Genomic DNA, 23,054 nt, shown 5'->3' on the forward strand with positions numbered 1-23,054 from the left:
ATTTTCATTAAGCAGAGTCTTCATTTCGTTGGAGTTGGCGATATTAAACCAACAAAGACACGTGCCTACGGGGAGATTTCCGCAAAAGTCGAAGTACCCGGGTCGCAAAAGTTAAGAAAATCACAAAAAAGAGAAGTTGCGCCTTCTCCGGGCAGAGAAAGATTCACATTTGTTGATCAATTGTTCCCAAAACAGCGACAGCTCCAGGGGAGGGCCATTTAGGCCAATCCTCACTGGAGCTGTCAATGTAGAGTCGACTCTTAACGACGGCGGCGGCGCATGAAGAGAAGCGCAAATCCGAGCATCAGCAGAAGAGCACGTGAAGGCTCCGGGGCAACAACCAACAGGATCCCCTGGCTGTTGAACAGGCTCGTGTCCCACCTGAAGCCATTGCCAAGCTCAGGGAGCACCAGATCATTCCAGGAAATACCGCCGGCGTAAATGGCGCTTCCCGTGTTGATCCCGCCACTCACAGCGAACCAATCAATGAGATTGAAGACATCGCCTGCGGTAGCGGTGTACCCATTGTTGACCACCTCGATCTTCGTTCCAGCAGTCCAGGTCAGGGTGCCATTCACCACCAACTTGTCGTGTTGGTTGGCGAGGACTGGATCTGAAAGTGCATGGGAGAATTCGTCAGTGGTGATGCCCGCCACCCAACTTGCATAGTCCGTATCGCGATAGTCGAGATACGAGCTGTTGTTGTAGGTGGCGCGCTGGATCTGGAGCTGGGTGACTGAGCCCGTTCCCAGGAGGGTGTTGCCATTGATCGTCAAAGTGCCCATGGAGCTGCCAGCATTGTCCCCTGGTTTGAGGAGACCATTTAGCTCCAACGTCAGACCACCTTGGACAAATCCGGTACCAGCAACAGTTGCCCCACCCTTTACAATCGTTCCCTGGGCATTTGCAGCTCCAGTATCACCCACACCGCCACGACCAATCTGAAGCACACCAGCTTTCACCGTGGTCGTGCCAGTGTAGTCGTTATCGAGTGTCATTGTAGCCCAGCCATTGCCTGCTTTGACCACGTGCAACGCAGCGCTAACCGCCGTGTTGTTGCTGATCAGGTGGTTGGGCAAGGTACCGTTGCGGAAATGCACATCCCAAAGCGCCTCAGTATTTGAGGGTGTCGTCTGGGTGACCGTCAGCGTTCCTTCCGTGGTGCTGGCATTCTCAATGAATGCAGAGCTCCCGACAACTCCCTGGAAGTTACCCAGGCCATCGTTGCCGGATCCGGGCGTCGTCGTACCCAGGGGACCGTTGTTCGTATGCAGGCTGCCGATGGTGACATTGCTACCCGCCACCTGAAGTTTGGACGAGCCATTCATCGTCACGTCATTCAACTCCGTGAGGGCCTTGTCATTTTCCAGGCGCAACACCACTTGCTCGTCCTGATCCCAGCTCTGGTTCAGGCCAAGGATGACATCGCCAGACCAACCCGAGTTGTCCCCGCGGAACACGAAGTAACCAATGCCTTCACCCACTTGCTGGTTGTTGGCAGTGCCGTTGTTGGTGTCATCCACATGCAGCGAAAGGTTACCGGAGCGACCGTTAATCAGGTCGTCTTTGAACCCACCGGTGAAGTACATGAATGAGTAGGTGCCACCACTGAGTCGGGACGGCTGCTGCGTATAGAGCCCCAGGTTGTCACTAAGAGTGATGTCCCCATGGAAGTAGGCTTCAAGTCCAGCAGCTGTTTCAGCAACCGCGGTGATGCGCTTCGTTTGCAGCGGATTGTAGATCACGTTGATGTCCTGGAACACCTCATGAACCGCACCTGGGATGCCCTGCTCCCAGTACATCTGGATTTCGGCCACACCCTGACGGTTGTTTGCTCCCAAAGTAATGGCCTGGGTGCCCACGCCAGCAACCATCCCAGTGCTGATCAAACGCATGACACCTTCCTCCACTTTCAACGCCCCAGACCAGAGCAAGTTGTTGTCACGGAATTCCAGCACGCCCTGGCCGGACTTGATGATGTCTCCAGTACCGGTGAGATACCCACCACTGCTCTGGTTGAAACGGGCAGTCAGGCCTGCGGCCACATCCACCGTGAGGGTGCCTTGCACGTCGATGACGCCGTTGATGTGCGTCGTCCGGTTGGTAACCCCTGCGACCGGAGTCTGCCCGATGCGCATGGTATTGTTCCCCTCAAAGCGCAGCCACTCTTCAATCCTCCACTCAACACCACCACCGGCTGCACCCAGGTACACCTCAAAATTGGTGCCCTGACGGAAGACGGTGCCATCAAGGAAGGACCGGTTGGTTCCCAGAATGGCAATGGTCTGAGTGCCGCTGGTTGCGGCAGTGTTGTCACCATTCAATCGGAGTGTCCCTTCGCGGACGTCAATCATCCCCGTAAAGCTGCCGTTGGCAGCGGATTCCCCTTCGATCCCCAGTGTGCCAGCTCCCATCTTGATCAAATCGCCGCCGACGAACGAGCCTGCGTTCGCCGAGCCGTTGACGTAGGCGTAGTTGTTCTCAGAGATGATGTTCCCCTTGATGGTGAAGACGGCATCGCCATCCACGATGTCAATCACACCACCATTGCCCCCGATCGTAACGTTGCGCTCATTATCGAGATCAGCAGTGCCTCCAGTCCACCGGAATGCACCACCATTCATGTAGATGGCATCGTTGGTCGCAGCCGCGAAGTCCACCTTCCCGAGCTGATTCATGTTGCTCACGGAAAGCACGGAGCCCGTCAAATGCCACTTCATTTCCTTGCCAGCGACAGAGTTGTCTGCGGTCAAGATGACTTGACGCGCTCCTTCATTGGCCCAGTTGGCGAGTGAAGCAGCTCCAGTGACACTGGGTCCAGTCACCACCACCACCGAGGGGGCCAGTGAAGCAGCCCCGATCTGCGAAGCGATGGTCAGTCGATTCTGCCCGTAGTGGTGCAGATAAAGCTCGCCATCATTCACAGTTGTCAGCACGCCACCGTAGATGGTCTTGTTAAACTGACCCACGTTGCTGGAAACAAGGATACCACCACTCGAGACGTTAAGCGTCGTCGTCCCAAGTCCAATGGCATTGTCAGATGCCGTGTCGAATCTCAAGGAGTTGATCGTCAGGTTGCTACCTGTGCCGAGCGACCCCGTGAAGCCGGTGCCATTTTCAGTGACGTTGGCCCCTGTCTCGAGCGTGCTTCTCCAGTTGGAAACATCGTTCTGAGTTTCCGACGCCACCCGGGTAAGCCCTTGGATCGCATTTCCGGTGGCATTGATCATCGCAAAGTCCGCAGCCTGGCGTGCCGTATTGCTGTAAGTGGCCCATCCGCCCAAGAGAACGTTGGTCACCCAGTTGGATGATTTTGCCGCCAGCGTGATTGCAGATGTGCCGCCGTTGTTGGCTTCCACGAAGTTAATCGTGCTGCCAGCGGTGCGGTTGATGTTGGCACCATCCGTGGCCGAAGCACGTCGCCCCAGGTTCAGAGTGGTGGTCCGCCCTGCACTGGACTCCACCAGAATCTCCGTCGCTCCAGGACGCAGATTGAGCGCGCCGTTGTTCACGTTGGTAAACCCTTGCGTGGTATTTGCAGCGGTGTTCCCCACCACCTGGAAGGTACCACCATTGAAGTTGGACGCCCCACTGTCGGCAAATCGCACGTTATTCTGCGTGGTGTAGTCAAGCTTCAGAGTGCCACCGCTGATGAGGAATGAAGCCGTAGTGGAGGCTCCGACGACGCTGCCGTTCAGCGACACTATGCCTCGACCAACCTTGCTGATGCTGCCACCAGTGAAGCGACTGTTGAACTCCACGGTACCACCTGCGTTAGCATACAGCCGGACATCACGGCCCAAGGCGATCGTGCTGTTCGTGGCGGTTGTAATCGCCCCGAAGGTGACGACCCCAGACTCATTCTCCCCGCCGATCATCACCGCGCCGTTGTTGGCGTTAGCGTGGGTGGTGATCGTGAAGTTGTTCACCCCAAGCGACTGTCCAGCCTTTGTCAGCAGGAAGTTCACCATGGAGTTGTCACCAGGATCGGTCTTGTAGTTACTGCCACCAATCTGGAACCCGACAAATCCATTCCCCGCCTCAGAGCGGTTGATCAGATCCAGGGTATTGGCGTCGTAGAAGCTCCCATCACCCGTGTAGCGCAGGAAGCCGCGCATGAGTTCGATTCGCCCCACGGCCTTCCACTGCTGCTGAGCCTCAACATTCATTTCGTCGCTGCCGCCGAGCCACGACACCAGCACCTCGTTCTCGTTGGTGTAGGTTGTGCCACCAATGACAGTCCCCGTGGGCTTGTTCGAGATGGGCCCGTTTACCGAGATGGCGTTCCCGTTGGCGTCGAGTTTGTCACCCACAGTTCCCTGAAGGATGAGCCACCCGTTGCTACCACCATCAAGTGTCCATTGGCGGGGATTGATGTAGTAGGTGTCATTGGTTACAGCTGTATTTCCACCACCCAGGTTGCCCGCCATGACCAGGGTCGAGTTGCCACCAATCAGAATGCGAGGATCGATCGTGGCGTTCACCGTTTGACCACCATTGCTGATGTTGTCGAAGGTGATGTTGCCATACCAGCGGTTAACGGAGTCGATGTTGCTGATGACGTTCTGGTTGTCGATCGCAAGTGTGCCGACGTAGATGTCCTCGCGGCTGGCATTGAGGTTGCCATTCTTGTGACCGATATTGATCCCCGCACGGATGGTGATCTGTCCGGAACCTTCCACAACGACACCATGGCCGGTTCCCCCTTGTCCCAGCGCCTGGTCATGGCGCAGACTCAGCGAGCCATTGGTAACTTTCGTAATACCGGAATAGGTATTGCGGCCGTCAAAGAACACTTCCTGGAAGCCTGCCTTGGTAATCCCCACTTCGTTCGCAGCGACCGTTCCGGCAATAGTGGACCGGATGAACATCGCGTTACCAGCGTAGGTGCCACTGGAGGTATTGTACCAGCCGTTTACATTGACGATCAGACCTTCCTTGTCGCCGAAGTTAATGGTGCCGCCGTTGATGTAGGTCTGCATGTCCTGGTTGACCCCTTGCCCCATGTTCGCGGAGAGGATCATACCCGATGTGATATTCAACGTGGCATTGTCATCAATGACCAGCGTGGGAGTGAACTGCTGCCAGCCCACCATGCGAGTGCCTGGCACCGTGGATCCCGGAGCATTGTTATTCAGGTTGTCATCCAAGTTGCCGAATCTCAGGGAATTCACGGTGAGATTTTCCATGAGCATGGTGGCGGGGAGACTCAAATTGAGGTTCTGCCCTGCCGCTCCCGCCATGTTGGCAGTGTTGGTGTAGTACTCTGAATCATCCAGAGGGCGGAGATAACCGCCATCAAGCGTCATGAAGTGACGTCCCGAGAACAACTGGTTGTTGCGACTTTGGGCCGAAGCCTGACCGTTCCCCCAAAGGTGCGCTTCATCGTTTGCAAGGGGTGCCAATCCACCAAACAGGCCTTTTGCCACTGCCTTGTTGGTTTGAGTGTTCGCTGCACCCGAGAAGCTCAGACCACTGCTGTCCAGCAAACGGAACCGCACGCTGTCATCAGCAGCAGCATCTGTGAGGCCGAACGTGGCCGTGGAATCCCAACTGCTCAGCACCAAGGTGCTACCAGCCAAACGTTCAATCTTGCTGATGGTGATTTGGGTATCTGCGTTGGATCCGTTCTTGGGATTCACCGTGATGTAGTTCTGACCAATCTCCGCCCTAACGGTACCGAGAGTTTCAGTGACATTGGTGGAACCGCTGTCAAACACAAGGTAGCCCTCACGCATCCTCAGCGTCGCATTGTCATTGATGCGGTTGCTCAAGTTGGCACCGATGTTGGTGTTGCCGAATCCTCCAGGTGTCGAGGTGATGTTGGCCCCATCCAGATCGCTGGTGTTGTCCACCCGCAGCACCCCACGGCGCTCAAACACCAAATTCGCCGTATTGGCCATGGTACCTTGCCCGTAAAGAGTGGTCCCGAACAAGTCCACACGTGCTTCATCTGCCTGGTCAGGATCGATCGGCTGGCTCGTACCAGTGAGGCGGGTAAGCACCGTGTCTCCCGTGTAGGTGTTGTTGCCAGTGAGGCGAAGCTCACGGCTTCCCAACTTCGTAAAGCCGCCTGACCCGGTGATGGCTCCTTGAATGATCAGCATGGACTGCGCATTCACCACCTGATCACCCGCAGGGCTTTGCGTGCCCAAGATACCATCACCAAGATTGGTGCCCGCACCACCGCCTTCAATGTTGAAGAAGGTGTTGGAGCCGTCAGCAAGACCAGTCAACGTGATGCTGCCGTCGTAGAAGGTATAGGTCTTCGACAGTGTGTCCGAGTTGAGCTCAATGTAGCTGGTGGTGCTGAAATTGCCGCCAGAAGCAGCCGAGCGGCCGAACGCGGTAATCGCCGCCGTGTGGTGGGCACCGTGTTGACGGTAAAACTCGAGCCGTGCCCCGACCATGGCGTTCAGAATCGCCACGTTGTTGGGGTCAGTTGTTTGACCACCATACACCACCTTCACTCCGCCCGTGATGGTGGTGTGTGAAAGCAGCGTATGAGGATAGGCGGTAAGCGGAGTTGCTCCTCCCCCCACTCCAGGCGCACCGATACCATTAGGATTGGTAGTGAGAGAGTTCACCACATAGGGGAACTGCGTGCGCGTCTCTGCGCGGAACTCCCCTTCGGACAGGATCAGTTCATCCAGCCCGCTGAACTCGCCTTCGAACACTGCAAAATCACCCACACCCACTTTCGTGAGGGAGTGGCCATTGCCTTCGATGGTCGGACGAACGGCGACGTTGCCAGCAGTGATGTCAGTGTCATAGGCCGACATGTCAATTCGAGCGCTGCCGCCAACGGACGCATCTGCATCAAGTTTGATGATGCTTACGGTACCAGACGACGTGCTGTTCGTGTTGCGCAGTGCACCTGTGCCAAGATATCCAGAACCGGCGATATGAATGATCTCGCGAAGCGGGCTGCTATCGTCGCCGATGTTCAGATCCTGCTCACGGAGGTCGAGACTCGCCCCACTCTGCACGATGGTCTCGTTGCCGATGCCGAACGATCCCAACGCACGGGCGTTTCCGAGGTTGAGCACCCCGCCGCTCACAATGATTTGCCCAGACAGCGTCCCCGCACCGTCATAGAAGTTCTGACCACTGAGGGTGAGGGTGCCGTCCCCAGTTTTGGTGAAGCCGTTGCTGCCCTTGATGATGCCACTGATGGTCAAGTTCTGGGACAGGTCCGTGAACACCGTCATTCCAGCGGAAGTCGTGTTGTTGAAGTCCAAGCGACCACTGAAGGTTGCGGTGGAGTTCGTGGCATTCCCAAAGATGGCCGAAAGTGTCGCCCCCTGATTGAAGGTGATGAGAGCCCCGAAGGTTTGCCCTGCTCCAGCCGCCTGGAGGTTCGCTCCACTGTTCACAATGACCGTCGTCCTGCCGCTTCCGAGAGCGTTGTTATTCCCGCGGACTCGAAGAATCCCTCCATCAAGAATGATACTGCCGACGAAGTTGGCATTGTCATCATCCAGCAACAATGGCTGCGAGTGGGTGGCCGCGAGTCTCAAAGTACCTTCCCCGCTGAGGGTTTGGAAGTTGTACTCGGAAGTGCTGGTCGTGTTGTAGAGCAGCGTGGCCCCCTTGTGGATGAAGATCTGGTTGAAGGAGGATCCTCCGGTCCCCAGGCTGCCTGAAGTGCCACCGTTTCCAATCTGAAGAATGCCACCTGTGATGTACACCTGACCCTGGAACGTATTGTTCTGAGTAAGGATCACTTTGCCGTCGCCGGTCTTTGTAATCCCTTGTGTGCCAGCACCCGTGACGTTTTGTCCGATCACAACATCGATTGTGAGATCGTTCGAACTGTGATTGTGGATGATCAGTCCGTCCAATGCGTTAGCCGTGGAACTCGACGTCGCACTCCGAAGCGTCACTCCCGCCCCACCGCCAATGGTCACTGCACCAGAGTTTGCGGTCATGAGGATACCTCCGCTCTGCAGGTTGTTGGTCCCTGAGAGAGTGATCGTGCCACCACCAGCGGCATTGAAGCGCAGGCTGTTGGTGGTGAAGCCTGCCGTCACGGCCCCAAATGTCGTCACATCGGTGTTGCTGGCCGAGGTGTAGGTATTAGCAGCATATCCAGTGAACGCAGTGATCGCGGTGTCGGCAGCACCAGTGTTGATCGACTGAGCCCAGTCGGTCTTGTTTACCGTCGCCCACCCACCGAGGATGCCATTGGTGTTGTTGGTGTCCGTGGTAGCGATGCTGGCAGCACCGAAATCCATGGTCCCACCCTGAGCCCGGGTGATGGCGTTCAGCGCTACGACAGAAGTGCCACCAGTGCGAATGATCCGGTTGGCACCAGCATTGATAGTGGTAGCAGAAACCACTTCGGTATGGCTGCCGCCTGAGAGTTCGAGCGTCCCCCCTGAAAGGCCCACCTGGTATGACAGCGTGTAGTTATTGTCATCAACGCCAGCCAAAGTGGCCACATTGACGCCGCCAAACACGAGTGCCGCCCCATCTGCAAGTTTACTGCCCGTGGCAGTTGCGTAGTTCAAGCGCAGCGTTCCGCCAGCAAGGTTGGTCTGCCCCGAAAGTGTGTTCGCTCCGGAAAGCACTACGGTACCAGTGTCAAAGATGGACAACTGCCCTGAGCCACTAATTACACCTGAAACATCAAGCGAAGCGCCAGTGGCTGCCGAAAGCCGTCCGTTTTGACTCAAGACGACTCCACCCGTCCAAACGTTGGCACCCGTCTTTGCCACCAATGAGGCGTCAGCGGTAGCGATGGTGAGCGTCTCACCCGTGATGGTGAGGCCGCCACGGAGCTGAAGGCCCGAACCGGAAGCTCCGCTGAGTGTAGTGCCGCCGGTGGTCGACCCAAGGGCGGTGTTGTTCGTGATGGCAAGGGTGCCTCCACTGACTGTAGTCGTACCCGTATAAGTGTTGGCGTTTGTGATGACCCAAAGGCCAAGCTCAACCTTGTTGAGGTGGAAGGCCGCCGTTCCATTGTCGACCAGTTTCAACCCAAAGGTGTGGTCAAGAAGGGCCCCGGTCTCGTTGCCGCGCAGGGTGAGCGTGCTCACGGTGTTCGCCGAAGCAAACGCAATGTTGCCAGTGTTGGTGAAGTTGACCACCGCATCATCGTTGATGCCCAGAACGTGACTGGAACTCGCCCAAATGCTGTTGTTGGTTCTGGTGGCAGAATCACTGCCAGAGATGGTCAGCAAACGGTCTGTCGAGGCTGGTCCCGTGCCGATGTAACGGATCCCGATGTCGCTGACATTGTTTGCACCAGCAAGAACCAGATTGCTGGCAGCATTGCTGGAAGCCCCAAAACCACTTGCAACACCACCGTTGGCAAACGTTGAGGTGTCAATACGTCCGCCTTCGATGCGCGTGGCACCCGTATAGGTGTTCTGTCCAAGTTGCAAAAGACCAACGTTGCTGCTGGCTGCACCAAAAGTCATCGTTCCCGTGCCCGTCTTGGTTACCCCACCGGTGCCGGAGATTACACCGTTAAACGTGGCGGCACCATTGTTGGCCCCGATGGTGAGCCGGTTGGCTCCCAACACCACAGTCGATCCGACGTTGCCCTGAAGATGGTCAATGGTTTCATTGAACAGCAATTCCAGGGTGGCTCCGCGGCCGGTACTATTGTTGAGGACGACGTCAACCGCGTTATCGAGTGTGGTGCCGGCACTATTTCCCAGCTGCAACACACCATTGTTCACGGTAAGCGAGCCGGTGAAAGTGCTGACCCCATTCAGTCTCCAGGTGCTCATCCCGTCCTTGACCAGCGAGGTGATGTTCGTGCCGGAGTTGTTGACGATGGCTCCCTGAATCACGTTCACGAAACCAGCCGTGTCATCGAATCGCCCCAAAGCGAGCGTCTTCGATCCGGCTCCGGTGGAAGTCCAGGTTGGATCTGCGATGGTGAGAGCGCCGCTGCCCAGGTTCACAATGCGGGTGGTGCCTCCGGTGCCAGAGAGGTTCATCTCCACGGTGGTCGCAAGAGTTCCCCCTGTGAATGCGCTGGTGAACACCAAAGACGGACTGTTCCCTCCAGATCCTAGGTTGAACGTCTTTGTGGTACCGCCGAGCGCACCAATGCTGTTGGTTTCCAGCCTGCCGTTGTTCAGGCTGATGCTTCCTGTGAAGGTATTCCCTGCGTTGCTGAGAAGCCACGCGCCAGCATCTTCCTTGATGATACCGCCCGCGCCAGTGATCAATCCGGAGATGGTTGGGGTGCCTGCAGTCCAGTTGCCAAACGGGGCCAAGTTCGGGCTGATGCCCGTGGCAGAGCCACGAAGGTAGGCATTGCGGTTGAGGGTGATGGGTCCGCTGAAGATCAACTGGCCCACACCATAGGAAGCCAACCCCGTACGACGGGTGGTGCTGCTTCCGTTGAAGGTAATTGCGTTGGTGACCGTCTGGGTACCAGGCTTCACACCCACGTATTGCAGGAGATTGTCCTCAGCCTCCGTCGTTGCAAGCGCATCAATATTGATCAAGCCGGTTCCAAATGAACCGCCCGCAGTGAATTGGATGCTGCCTCGATTGAGAATAGTCCCACCACTATAGGTGTTGTTTTCATAGTGCAGACGATTGGTCACGTTGCCATTGAACTGCAGCGCGCCGTTCCCAGTGACAATGCCACCAATGAATGCCCCCGTATTCCCGTTGTTGTTGAAGGTCACTCCAGTCCCCACCTCAAGCGTAGCTCCACGCATGATGGAGTAGTTGGTGGTCTCAGAAGTGTCCACTCTCAAGGTGGCACCTGCCCCCACTGAGATACGTCCGTCGTTACGCCATGCATTTCCACCTTGGAAAACCACCGTACCCTTGTTGATTTGGTTGCGGTCGTTGAAGAGCGTATTGTTGCCGGTGAGCACCGTCGTTCCCGTGCTGTTGTACACGAAAATACCACCGTTGTTGGTGTCTCCGCCACCCGTGATGTTGGCAAAGATGGTCTGATTCGCATCGCCGACAATCTCAAAATAGCCGTAGTTCGTGGCGGCGTGGGCTCCAGAGTTGTTTCCAGCGAGGGAGATCTCTCCTCCGAAGGCCTTGGAACCGTCAGCATTGCCACCCGTCAGCCCCATCAAGTAGTTGCCTGACGCCTGATCCGTTTTGATGCGCATCACGCCCGTGACCACCTGCAAGAAAGCACGATCGTCCGTTGAACCACTGGCAAACTCACCAGCGATCTTGCCGGACAGCTCCAAAAGGCCGAAACCAGTCTTGTTAAAGAAGCTGAGCCGGTTGTTGGTCCCAGCAGAATCATTGACCGGCTTCATCAAAATGTCCGCCGCAATTGCTTGCACGTTGTCCATGTAACTGATGCGCACTCCCACGTTCCCAGTGCTGCTACCTGTGATGTCGTACCCAGAGAAACCTGGGGTGACACCAGAACCGATGTAGCTGTTATTGCCGAGTGTCACCGCCGTGTGGCCGGTTGTCCCAAGGAGGTTCAGACGCCCGGTGGCACCAGTAAGATCGCCCGTGAAATAGACGCGGTGATCGACGTTGGACACACCAGTGCGATTCACGTTGATAGATCCTGCTCCAGAAATTTTGTTCCCGATGTAGAGCGTGGCATTGGTCCGATCCAGGATCATTGTGCCGTTCAGCGCGAGATCTCCGCGCCCCAAATTGCCGCCTGCCGAGTTGTTCCCCAGGCGAAGGGTCGTTCCCAAATCAACGGTCGTAGGACCATAGTACAAGTTCGTGCCCTCAAGAATAACAGTGCCGCCACCACCGAAGACGACACCAGCGCTCTGCATGCCAACGGCGCTGCTGGTATCTTCCAAACCCAAGATGCTGCCAGTGATCCGAAGTGTCTCACCAGATGCGACAGTGACATTGTTGGTTGCGCCAATAAGAGCCACAGCCCCTGACTGCTCACTGGTGAGGCCGCCCGTAGTAGCAACTTCAAGGGTACCGCCCTTCAAATAGATGTTCTCGGCGATCGTCAGCCCTGCAATCCCGGAGTACCGGAGTTTCCCGCCAGCCTCCACCGTCGTTTGACCGGACTCAATACCACTTCTGCCAAGACCTGAAGAGTGTTGCACATCCAAGACGCCGTTGCGCACACTGATCCGACCAGTGAAGTCAGCGTTGTTGAACTTGAGTTCCGTCACACCACTTCCGAGTTGGCGCAGCCATCCGCGGGGGTATGCGGGGACTGATGTGCCGGGATTGCTGCTACGAATAGCGGCGAGACTGATGTTGTTGCTCTTGTTGATGTCCAGCACGCCACCCAACACAATATCTGTCGTTTGAGCGATTGTGCCTTGGGTTCCACCATTACCAACGACCAACACGCCTTCATGAACAAAGGTGGTGCCGCCGTAGGAATTGTCACCCAACAGGATCAATTTCCCCTGGCCAACTTTCGTCAAGTCCATCGAGAGATTTCCACCGATCTCGGAACTGATGATGAGGTCCCCTTTGGCGTTGTACTGATGCACGATCAGTTCGTTCAAGGTGTTGGTGCCTCCGCTGGGCGACACAGCTTCGCCCAAGCGTCCGCCAGAGATGAATGAATCATTCGCTCCCACATTCGAGGTCACGAGAATGCCGCTCCCAGTCAACGTCAGTTCCGACATGATGGTGAGCGTCCGTGAAGCCGCATTGTTAAACCGGATGGTTGCCGCGGCATCATCCGCGAAGAATAGGCCGTCTCCACCAGGGGTCGTGTAGTTTGAGTCAACATCCAGGTGTTCCACACCAGTGAGCGCGGTAACTCCAAGGGTAGAAGTCTTGGTGTAGGCACTGTTGGCCAGTCCAGTAATCAGCGTGTCGCTGGCAGCGACATCGCTGACAGCCCAAGTGTTCTTGTTATAGACAGCATAGCCCCCAAGAATACCTGTGGAGTTGTTGGAAGTGTCGGTGGTTGCCGTCGCCCCTTCGACTAGCAACGTCGCTCCTTTTTCGGAATCCCGGGTAATCGCATTGAGCGCGAAAGTACCGCCGGAGTTGGGTACTCCATTGACCCCAAGAGACTGAGCAATGCGGTTGGCTCCGCCAGTCAGCACAGTATTGCCTTTTTCCTCAGTTCCGACAGAAGAACCAGCGACAATCACCGTGGCCCCACTCAACTCCCAATCAGCAAAATTGCTCACCACATCTGTCCCAGAGGCTCCGCGATCGAGAATGATGGTAGCCCCATTTTCAATACGGGTCACCCCTCCGTAGGTGTTTGCATTGTTCAGTGTCAGACTTCCTCCGCTCAAAGTCAGCCCCCCGCCGCCGGAGAGAATCCCCGCAAACACTGCTCCGCGACCGTCTGTGAGTGTGAGCCTCCCCTGAAGCTCCACTTCACCGGTCCCCTGAAGCGCGCCGATCGCTTCGTCGATCACCACCACCATGTTGCCACTACTGTTTACCGTGACGACCACTGAATCCATGACGGCCCCAGTGCTAAGGACCCCCGTGTGGTTCAACCGCAGCAGACCGCCATTGACGATCAAGTTGCCGGTGAACGTGTTGTCCCCGGAAAGATCCCAGCCGTTCACCGTAGTGCCGTTGACGATCAACGTACCATTCCCACGAATGCTACCACTGAAGGCCCCGCTCGTGGATACGATAGAGGTATTCACGTGATCAAAGATGAGAGTTCCGTTTTGGAGTGAGACCACTCCGCTTCCGGTCAGTGTATTGAGAGTTTGGGTCGCACCGTTCAGGTCGAAAGTGCCGGCGGCATTCACCGTCAAATTTGTATTGGCGGACAGAGATCCCGTGCCCGATGCAGCCAATCCACCGATGCCCGTTGCCTGGCCGAAAGCGCCCAAGCGGAGGAAACCACCATCGACGCGAATCTTGGAGATGGTGTTTGCCCCCCAGAGATCCAACACCCCTGCGCCCGTCTTGGCAAAAGTACCGATACCCGAAAGAACGCCACCAAACACTCGTGGAGAAGCAGAGTTAACCGACAACACCGTGTTGACGTTGTTGATTTCAATTTCACCACCTGTCAGGCCGAGATAGTTGCCACCGTAGTTGGCATTGCCAGCATTGCCGCCGAGCGAGTAGGGCGTAAAGCCAACCACACGACCACCGCCAGTGATGTCAGTAATGGTGTCCGTCGCATTGCCCACGCTGTAGGTAACCTTCACTCCAGTTTGGTTGCTCAGAACCAGCTTGTTCGAACCATCAAGGCCGATAGCTCCGGTATTCACGGCAATGGTACCCTGTTCAGCTCGCAAGATACCATCATAACCATTGCCAGAACCGTCCCAGCCACCGGTGATTTCCCAGATGCCCGTGCCCACCTTCATCACTGCGGTCTCCGCGTTGTCACCGAAGATCTCACCAGCAAAACTGAAGTTCGTGTTGTCAGCCCCAACCACCAAAGTTGAGACGTTGCTGCCGTTCACGAGGTTGATGCTGTTGTTTGTGGCAGCACCGCCTGTCAGCGACCCCACAGCATAGTAGCCGCGGATGTTTTGGTTGGTATTGATGAAGGACAGGGATGTGCCTGCAGCAAAGTGCAAACGAGACGTGGCACTGAGCACGTTGTTCGCGTTTTTGTTGGCCACACCTACCACCACAGAACCTGCATTGATCGTCGTAGCACCATTGTGGGTCATGGTACCACCGAGGGAAAGAACACCGGCCCCGTTCTTGGTGAAACCACCTTGGCCAGTTATAAAGCCCCCAATCGTTGCCGCACCAGTGTTTGTGGTGGTCAAGATTGCACCGCTGCCGAGGTTGACCGTCGCGCCGTCTGCCACTGAGAGCAGGCGGATGGTCTCGCTGGTATTAAGTTCAAGGGTTGCACCGTAGCCGGAGACTGTAACGTCATTTCCGTCAGCAACGGCACTGCCCCCGCTGAGGACCAACTTGCCTCCACGGACAAGGACTGGGCCGGTGAATGACCCGGTGCCAGACAAGGTCTGGCTTCCCGCGCCTACTTTGATCAAGCCGCCGGAACCGCTAATAGTGCCCCCGTAGACCCCGTTCAATCCATTGCGCCCCACGGTAAGGGTTCCAGAACCCAACACCACATTGCCACCAACACCGGCGAGAGAGCCGATGGTTTCACTGATATTGTTCAGGTCCAGAGTGCCGCCCGTCTGCACCGTCACAGATGCAAGGTCATGAATCTGTTCTGGATAAGGCTGCCCACTGCCAAGCACCATGGTTCCATTGCTGACAATGACGTCACCACTAGTCTGAAGTTCTCCATTCAACACCAGCGTGGTGGTGCCCGCCTTCTCAAATCCGCCGGCACCAGAAACTGCAGTTGTGAGTGACGTGCTTCCAGCAGTGTTGTCCACCACCTTCAGGATCTTCCCAGCGGCCACAGTAACACGACTATCGGCGACCCCGGTGAGCTTGCCGATCGTGTCACTTTCGTTCACGAAATAAGTCGTGCCAGATCCCGCCAAATTGACGGTCGCAGCGTCGTTGAGCGCATTGGCCACATCAGCCACCAGACTTCCACCATTGATTGTGACCGAGGAAGAATTGGCAATGGCACCATCAAGTTCGAGTACGCCATCGTTCACGTAGGTTGCCCCACCGAAACTGTTGTTGGCACTCAAAATCAGACGGCCTTCACCAGCTTTAACGAGTCCAGCTCCGCCCGTTGCCAGTGCCGAGCTTACGGTGAGCGTGTGAGCGCCCTGGGTGAATACCACATATTCGCTGCTGTTGGTGAGAATCTGGGAGAAGCCGCCGATGTTCGTCGCAGCCGTGCCTCCTTGTGAGGTCGAGAGGATCCCCCCTGCGTTCAGGGTAAGAGAGCGAAGAGCCTCTCCGGTCACAGTCACCGTTCCACCCGCTGAGCTGTCGAGCACCAATACGTTCGCCGAGTTATTACCACCGGGAATTGCGCTCAACGAAGCGGTTGTTGAAGCAAATCGGACGTTTGTGGTGAGGCCATCGAAATTCGAAGAGTATTCCGTGGTCAGGTTCAACGGGCGCAATGAGCCGGTCACTGAATCATAGGTGAGGAAAGAGTTCCCTCTGTTCGTTGCCGCGATGCTTCCAGTGACAGATTCACCAATGCCCCATGGCAGAACACTGATGGTTGTCGTGTTGGCAGCTCCCGCTCCACCAATGAGCGAGCCAGTCGGCGCAGTACCCGTGAAGCCAAAAATGACACGTTGGGTGTTCGGGTTGGCCCCAGTGTTTGGCCCAAGCCCAAGATTCGTGCCCCTGACGACGAAGGTGGCCCCAGCGCCACGGACCAGGCTGTCAGCGCGGAATCGCAGAACCCCGCCCCCCGTGCTTTCCATCCGGGCATAGTTGTCACCCGCCACCAAGGTGAGTACACCCACGTCTTCGGTGATGAGGTTGGTGTAATCTGCGGTGTTGGCAGCCTGATTCCAGTTGTAGGCTGCGCTAGACTGGTCAGTGCGAACCCAGAGGCCAGTGTGAATGCCTCCAAATTGCGCGCGAGCGCTGTCAAGTTTGAGAGCGGCAGTGTTGCCGATCCTGTCCGTCGGCCTGCTGCCGTTGTTGTCAATCAACAGTGAAGCGTTCTTCACGTTGATGGTGCTGGCGTTGACAAAGTTCTGGACGCCATCGCCCATCAATTGCAGCAACAGAGCCTGCTGGCCATCCAATGAGAGAGTGCCAGTAAACCCTGCCGAAGCCGCAAAGCTTCTAAGTTGACCGATGCCCTGAACGACGATCTGGCCGCTGCCGACAAAGGCGCCACCGTAGTTCGTAACCGCCGACTGGTTGATCCGCAAAGTGTTGGCACCAAGTTCAACATTCCCACCGACATCACCACCACCCTGGAGGTTGCCGATCGTTTCATTTGCCTGGAGCTGGAGTTTAGCGGTGCTGTCGTTGCGAAGAGTAACAGTTGAGTAGTCACCAATGCCCGACCCGCCCACGACACGAACCGTACCTTCATTGATGACGGTCTCACCAGAGTAAGCATTCCCGCCCGACAACACCAAGACGCCATCGCCAGATTTCGTGACCCGGCCGGTTGCAATCCTCGAACTGATGGTCAAATCACCGGCAGTGTTGTGCTGGTGAATCAGCAATTCGCCTCCGACCCCGGCGTCAAGATAACCGCCCGTGATGTTGCTGGCATTGGCACCCACACCACTGCTGACCAGGAGCCCCCCGTTGGTAATCGTAAGGGTGGCGTTGGTTCCAATATCAATCGTGGATGCAGCGGCGGCTCCAAACCTCACCGTATTCACGGCGATGCTCGATCCAATGGTGCCGGTAAAGGCCGCATTGTTCGTCATGTTCGTCGTGCCAGTTACCCAGGACGCCACGTTGTTGGTGGTAGTGTAATCCCCCGCAGCCAGAGCCACAATCGTGGTGCCGCTCAATTTGGCATAATCGGTGCCGTTTACGGTCAACCAACCGCCGAGGATGCCATTGGTCAACGTATTGCTCGTCGTCACGGCCGCAGTTCCTGGGCCATAGGCAACATCCATCGTAGCTCCAGTCTGTCCGCGGGTGATGGCACCCAGCGCGAGAGTGAGTGATGCCGAACCTGGTGTAACAATGATCCTGGCGGCACCTTGGTTCAGGGTCAGGCCGTTGACCGTTTCAGTGACCGCTGACGTGTTGCCGGAAAGCCGCAGTGTCGGATTGGCCAACCCGAGGTTGGAGTTGGTCACGGCAGTAATTGTTGGGAACGTATTGCTTCCGAGAGTCAATGCCGCACCGCTGGCCAGCTTGGTCGCTGCATTCGTTGAGTAGTCCAGCGCCAGTTCACCGCCGATTACTGTTGTAGCTCCAGTGTACGTGTTGTCGTTCAGCATCGTCACAGTGCCAGAGCCTGCTTTGACAAAGACACCAGCTCCGCTCCCGCCGTTGACAACCGCACCTGTGATTCTAGTGAGGCCAGCGCCGCCAATAGTCAGTGTCCGGCCGGTATTGTCCTGGCTAAGGTTGACGGCGCCCGCCAGTGTCAGCCGATTGCCGCCAGTAATGTCACTGTTGAGGGTTCTGTTCCCACCGTTGTTGGTCATCACACCGGTGAACGTCACATTCTGAGCACCGTTCACTGAGAAGGTGTTGCCTCCGTTCAGCAAGGTGGCGTTGTCAATCGTAGAACCTCCGACCACATTGGACTGGAGCCAACCGCCTGTCGTGCCACCATTCAGCTGGAGCGTGCCTGTTCCGAATTGGTCCACAGAAGTATTTGTCAGGATGACCGTGCCACCACTGATGATTGTGGCCCCAGTGTAGGTATTGGCCGTCGCACCGTTGGCAATCGTGAGCGTGCCGCTCAAGCCGCCATTGTACGTGAACGCGCTGGCGGAGCTACCACCGCCGTTTGCAATGACGCCGCTGATCACCGTTGCGCCAAATCCACCGATGGTAAAAGTGCGATTCGTGGCATCGTTGGAAAGGTTGATGGCGGACAGTTGCAGCCTGTTCGCTGCGGCCAGGTTGCTGTTGAGACGGCGATCGCCGCCGCTGTTTGTGGTAGCAGCGATGAAATCAACATCAGCAGCCCCCACAATACCACCAGTGCCGTTCAGCCGAAGTTGGTTTTTGACGGCATTGGCACCGCTGAGGTTGACGCCAGCCTCAAAGAAGCCGCTGTCCATTTGAAGCACGCCAGCGGTCCCCATGGGATCGGTGGCACCGCTTCTCATGATTCTGAGGAAGGTGCTACCGTTGGAGATCTGAGTAGTACCTCCATAAGTATTGGCAACGGAACCACCAAGCACCAAAATTCCGCCTGCGATTTGGAACGTATCCGCTGCGCCAGCGGTGTCGCGAATCAGGCCATTGACGTAGGTCGTGCCGTTTCCGGTCATCGCGAACGTGCGAGCCGTGGTATCTCCTGAGAAAGTGATTGTGTTGTTGAAGGTGGTGGTTGCACCGTATTCCAGGAAGTTTTCGAACGTGGTGTTGTCACCTGTACGAGTGATGTTGAAGAGACCGTCAAAAGTGAAGTTCTTGTTCCCCACCAAACGCAAGATGTTGCCCGCCTGAGTCACGGTTTGGTTTGACGTGATTGCGAAATCAACAAGGGCCCCAAGGACCGTTTGATCATTGAAGGTCAGCGTCTTTGCTCCAAGACCGAGGGCCTGGGTGTGGCCAAAGATCAGAGTGCCAGCATTGCCGTTGAAGGTAAATCCACCCGTAAATGTGTTTGCTCCGCTGACGATCCAAGATCCTGCGCCAGACTTGGCCAGGCTTGTGGCACCACTGGTGCTGTCTCCGATGATCCCCCGGAACTCATTGGCATCAAAAGTGGAACCTTGAAGGGTCAGCGTCTTGGCACCTGCGGTCGAGACAGCCAAATTGGAGGTAATGACGAGAGCCCCTGTTCCGGACGACTCGATCACAGCGGCACCCGTGCTGCCGAACATGTCAAACACCCTGTCAGTAACCTCCCCCGAACCCGTGTAGATAAACGTGGCACCGGTACCGCCATTTCCGATCCGAATGCTGGCAATAGGAGCATCGCCACCAGCAGCCCCAACATTGGTTGCATAGACCGCGCCAGTCGTGCTTCCAATTGTATTCACTGCAACTTGCCCATCTTGAATCCACAGAGGGCCGGTGAAGCTGTTGCTCCCACTCAACACCAAAAGACCAGTTCCGTTTTTCGCGAGAATGGCACCCTCACCGGAAATGTTTCCGGAGATGGTCGCATAGTCCATGGTATGAAAGCCATTGTTGCCGACGGTAACCGTGCGCTGGGCTCCACCCAGTTCCAGGTGATTCTGGAATTCGGTTTCATAGTTCGCGGTGGAACTGCTGAGAAGCAATGCTCCAGTTCCCAGTGTGTCAGCCCAGATCAGCTGATCGACGTCAAAGGGATAGGCGTTCGTGTCGAGGTTGACGACCAGCTTGTCACGCCATGCCGCGAAGCCGCCGCTCACGTTCAAGGTGAAGCGCACTGTGCCAGCACCCGTACCGTAGGCCCGATTAAACGTACCGTCCGTCTCAAGCACGCCACCGTTAAGCACAACCCCGCTGCCTGCTGACAAGCCCTGACCGTCAACGGCCCTCAATGCCCCAGCGTTAATGGTTGTGGCACCCGTGTAAGTGTTGCTTCCAGAAAGAATCCACAAACCGCCATCCACTTTCGTGATGGAAGTCACCTCACCGCCATTGTCACCAATTGCCAGCCGAATTTCGTTATCCCCAGAGGAACCGCCGCCAAGAGTTAGAAGTCGACTACCGCTTCCTTCGAAGCCCATTGCTCCCGTGTTCGCAAAGATCAGTGCACCTTGATAGGTGGTTGTCCCTCCCAGTAGATGAGCCCCAGTGAAGCTGTTGATTCGCCCCCCAGTGGTCCCCAAGCTGAACAGACGGTCTGTCGTGGCTGTTTCGCCATAGTATCCCAATGCACCGCTATTGCTCAGCACGAGATTAGAGGCAGCATTACTCGATTGCCCGATTCCACTGCTAACGCCGCCGTTTGCGATCGTGAAGATTTCCAGGTTGCCACCGTTCACAACGGTAGCACCGGTATAGGTGTTGTTGCCCGTGAATCGGATGGCACCCGTTCCCGTTTTGGACACGCCAAGGTTGCCAGTGATCAATCCTGTGAACAATCCGGCTCCGTTGCCATTCCCAATGGTAAGAGTCGCCAGCGCACCAGCATTGCTGATGGTGCCGCTTCCAGCGAACGCCCCTACCCCAAGATTGAGCCCATTCAGGTCAACCGTACCCCCTTGCCGAGTGGTCAAACCATTTGCGACAGCACCGAGGGTTCCGCTACCGGAAAGACGCACTGTACCACTGTTTACGGTTGTCGTGCCAGTGTAGGTGTTCGCCCCCTCAAGAATCAGTGTACCCTCTCCGGACTTGGTCAAACCACCGGTGCTCCCTGTGATCGGCAACCCGATGGTGAGAGTCTCCCCGGAGAGATCGACTCGAACGACCAATTCCGTAGCGCCACCTGTCGTGACTGATGCCCCGGCTCCGCCAGTGATTGAACTGGACCCCCCTCCACTTTTGATCAAGCCTCCCGTGCTCAAAGTGAGCACTCCGGAAGCATTCAAGGCGAAGTCGGTTCCTGCGCCACTCAGGTTCAAGGTCAAAAGTGAGATCGAGGCCTGGCTGGCTGGTGACGACGTGAGTTTGACGTGGCTGGCTGCTGCAACAGTGTTCAACGCTGCAGTTCCCACATCTGATCCATAGGCCAGCCCACGAATGAAGCCCCCGTTGGAGGTGTCGTAGGCCGCAAAATCAGCTCCCCCAAAGTACATTCCACTGTTCAGAATGGTGGCGTTGGTACCTCCAGCAGTAAGGCGGAGGAACACATCCGTGCCATTGGCCCCGCCGCTGGTAACAAAGTTTCCTGTGGCACCCGACGTACGAGCTCCCAAGTTTGAGAAGACGAGCACCGTTGCTCCACCGGTCCGCTCAAGCGAGACACTGCCATCGCCAGCAGCAAAGGTCAGCACACCCAAGTTTTCCGTCGTACCAGCCGCATTCCCGACATACTCAAACTTTCCACCGGCAGTCTGTCCTGGTGCCAAAATCGTGTTTTCCCCGGTACCGACTGCGGCGAAAGTGAGAGCGGTCGCTGCCAGACCACTGGTGACGCTTGCGTTGGCATTGATCCGCAACGTGCCATTCATCACCTGCGTCAGCCCTGTATACGTATTGTTGCCAGACAACACCCAGGTTCCTGCTCCAACCTTAATTAAGCCCGTGGTGTTGGTGCCACCATTGTCTGAGATCACCCCACTGATCGTATTGGCTCCTACATTCGTGCCCCCGAGAACCAAAGACTTGGCGCCAGCTCCGCTTGAGGTGATGTTGCCACTCAGGGTGAGCGCTCCGGTACCGTTGGCATCGATTCGACCATTGCCAGTCGTTCCAGCGAGAACGATAGCACTGGCGAACGTTCCACCAGCCCCCACGTAGCGAAGAGCCGGGGCCGAAGTGCCCCCTGCAGCCGTTGTTCCTGTTCCAATATTGATTGCCCCAGTCGGAAGTGCCGCAAGCGATGAAACTTCTAGTGTGCCCGCATTGATGCTGGTGGTACCCGTCCACTGTGACGCGGTGCCCTGTACGATCATGGTGGCATTGCCTGATTTTACCAGTGAATGCGCCACCGTTGTACCTGCAGTCTGAATGAAGTTACCCGTCAGGATGATGTTCGCATTGGTCGCCGCGGCAGTGACAACTTTTGCAGTGCCGGTGCTGTCCATCAAGAAGTCACCTTGAAGAGTCAAGACGCCGTTCATGTTGTTGGTGAACGTGCGAGTTTCCGTCATGCGTGCCACCCATGTATCGGCATCTGCACTGTCAACGAAAGTTGCAGAGTATCCGTTGCGACCATTCATGGTGATGTCGCGGTTATTCATCTGCAAGTCCGCGAGGGTAATGTTTTGCTTCACACCCGTCCCACCGATGGCTCGATCGACGAAGATCGTTCCCACCGTATTTACATCCACAGTCACGCCTTTGTTGGCGAAGCCCGTGTCAGTGGAGAGCGAGTCAGAGCGAACTTCCAACGTGGCATTGCTAAACCGGATGGCATCAATGCCCGTACGTGTCCCCAGGTCAGCCGCTGAGTCCACGCGCAGAACTCCACCGTTGACTCGAATAAGCCCCGCATATCCAGTGGCATCAGCCGGGTTCAACACCATCGTGCCGCCACTTTCTTTGACAATTTCGGCAGTCGAAGTGCCGGTCACATTGCCTGTGAGCACTACGTTTCCGTTGGCATTGCCACCACTATTGAAGATGACTTGCCGCACATCCAGCGCCAAGTTGTTGAGGGACAGCGTTCCAATATTGGAATAAACTCTCGAGTTGGCGGTCAGAGTCAGAGTCCCGGTCAAAGAGTTGTTCCCTACGCTGACCAAACCACCGTCACTGAATTGACGAATGTTTGCTGCTTGGGATGCAAGTGTGATGTTTTCTCCGATGGTAATACCTCCACCAATTCGGAGTTGCGCCCCACTGGCCGATACGGTCGTTCCATCGCCACCCAGCGCATTCGAATGCAATACAGTGAGCGCACCTTGGTTGATGAGCGTGCGACCAGTGTAGGTGTTATCTCCAGCCAGGATGAGGTTACCGCGTCCCGTCTTGATAATGGCGTTTGAGGTGCTGGTGAACCCACCGCTGATAACCCCATTGATTCTAACAGTTGAGAAGTCGAAAACACCAGCCGTAGTGGCAGCGTTCAA

The 23,054-nt window shown here is 56.3% G+C and carries 1 protein-coding gene; it reads right to left on the reverse strand.

Annotation, left to right across the window (positions count from 1 at the left end; genetic code table 11):
* Window positions 1-260: 260 nt before the first annotated feature.
* Entirely contained in the window at window positions 261-23,054 is a 22,794-nt protein-coding gene (locus BV106_RS38975; protein ID WP_265596232.1) for an autotransporter-associated beta strand repeat-containing protein, read from the reverse strand.

The sequence above is a fragment of the Verrucomicrobium sp. BvORR106 genome (genome assembly GCF_000739655.1).
Lineage (GTDB): Bacteria > Verrucomicrobiota > Verrucomicrobiia > Verrucomicrobiales > Verrucomicrobiaceae > Verrucomicrobium.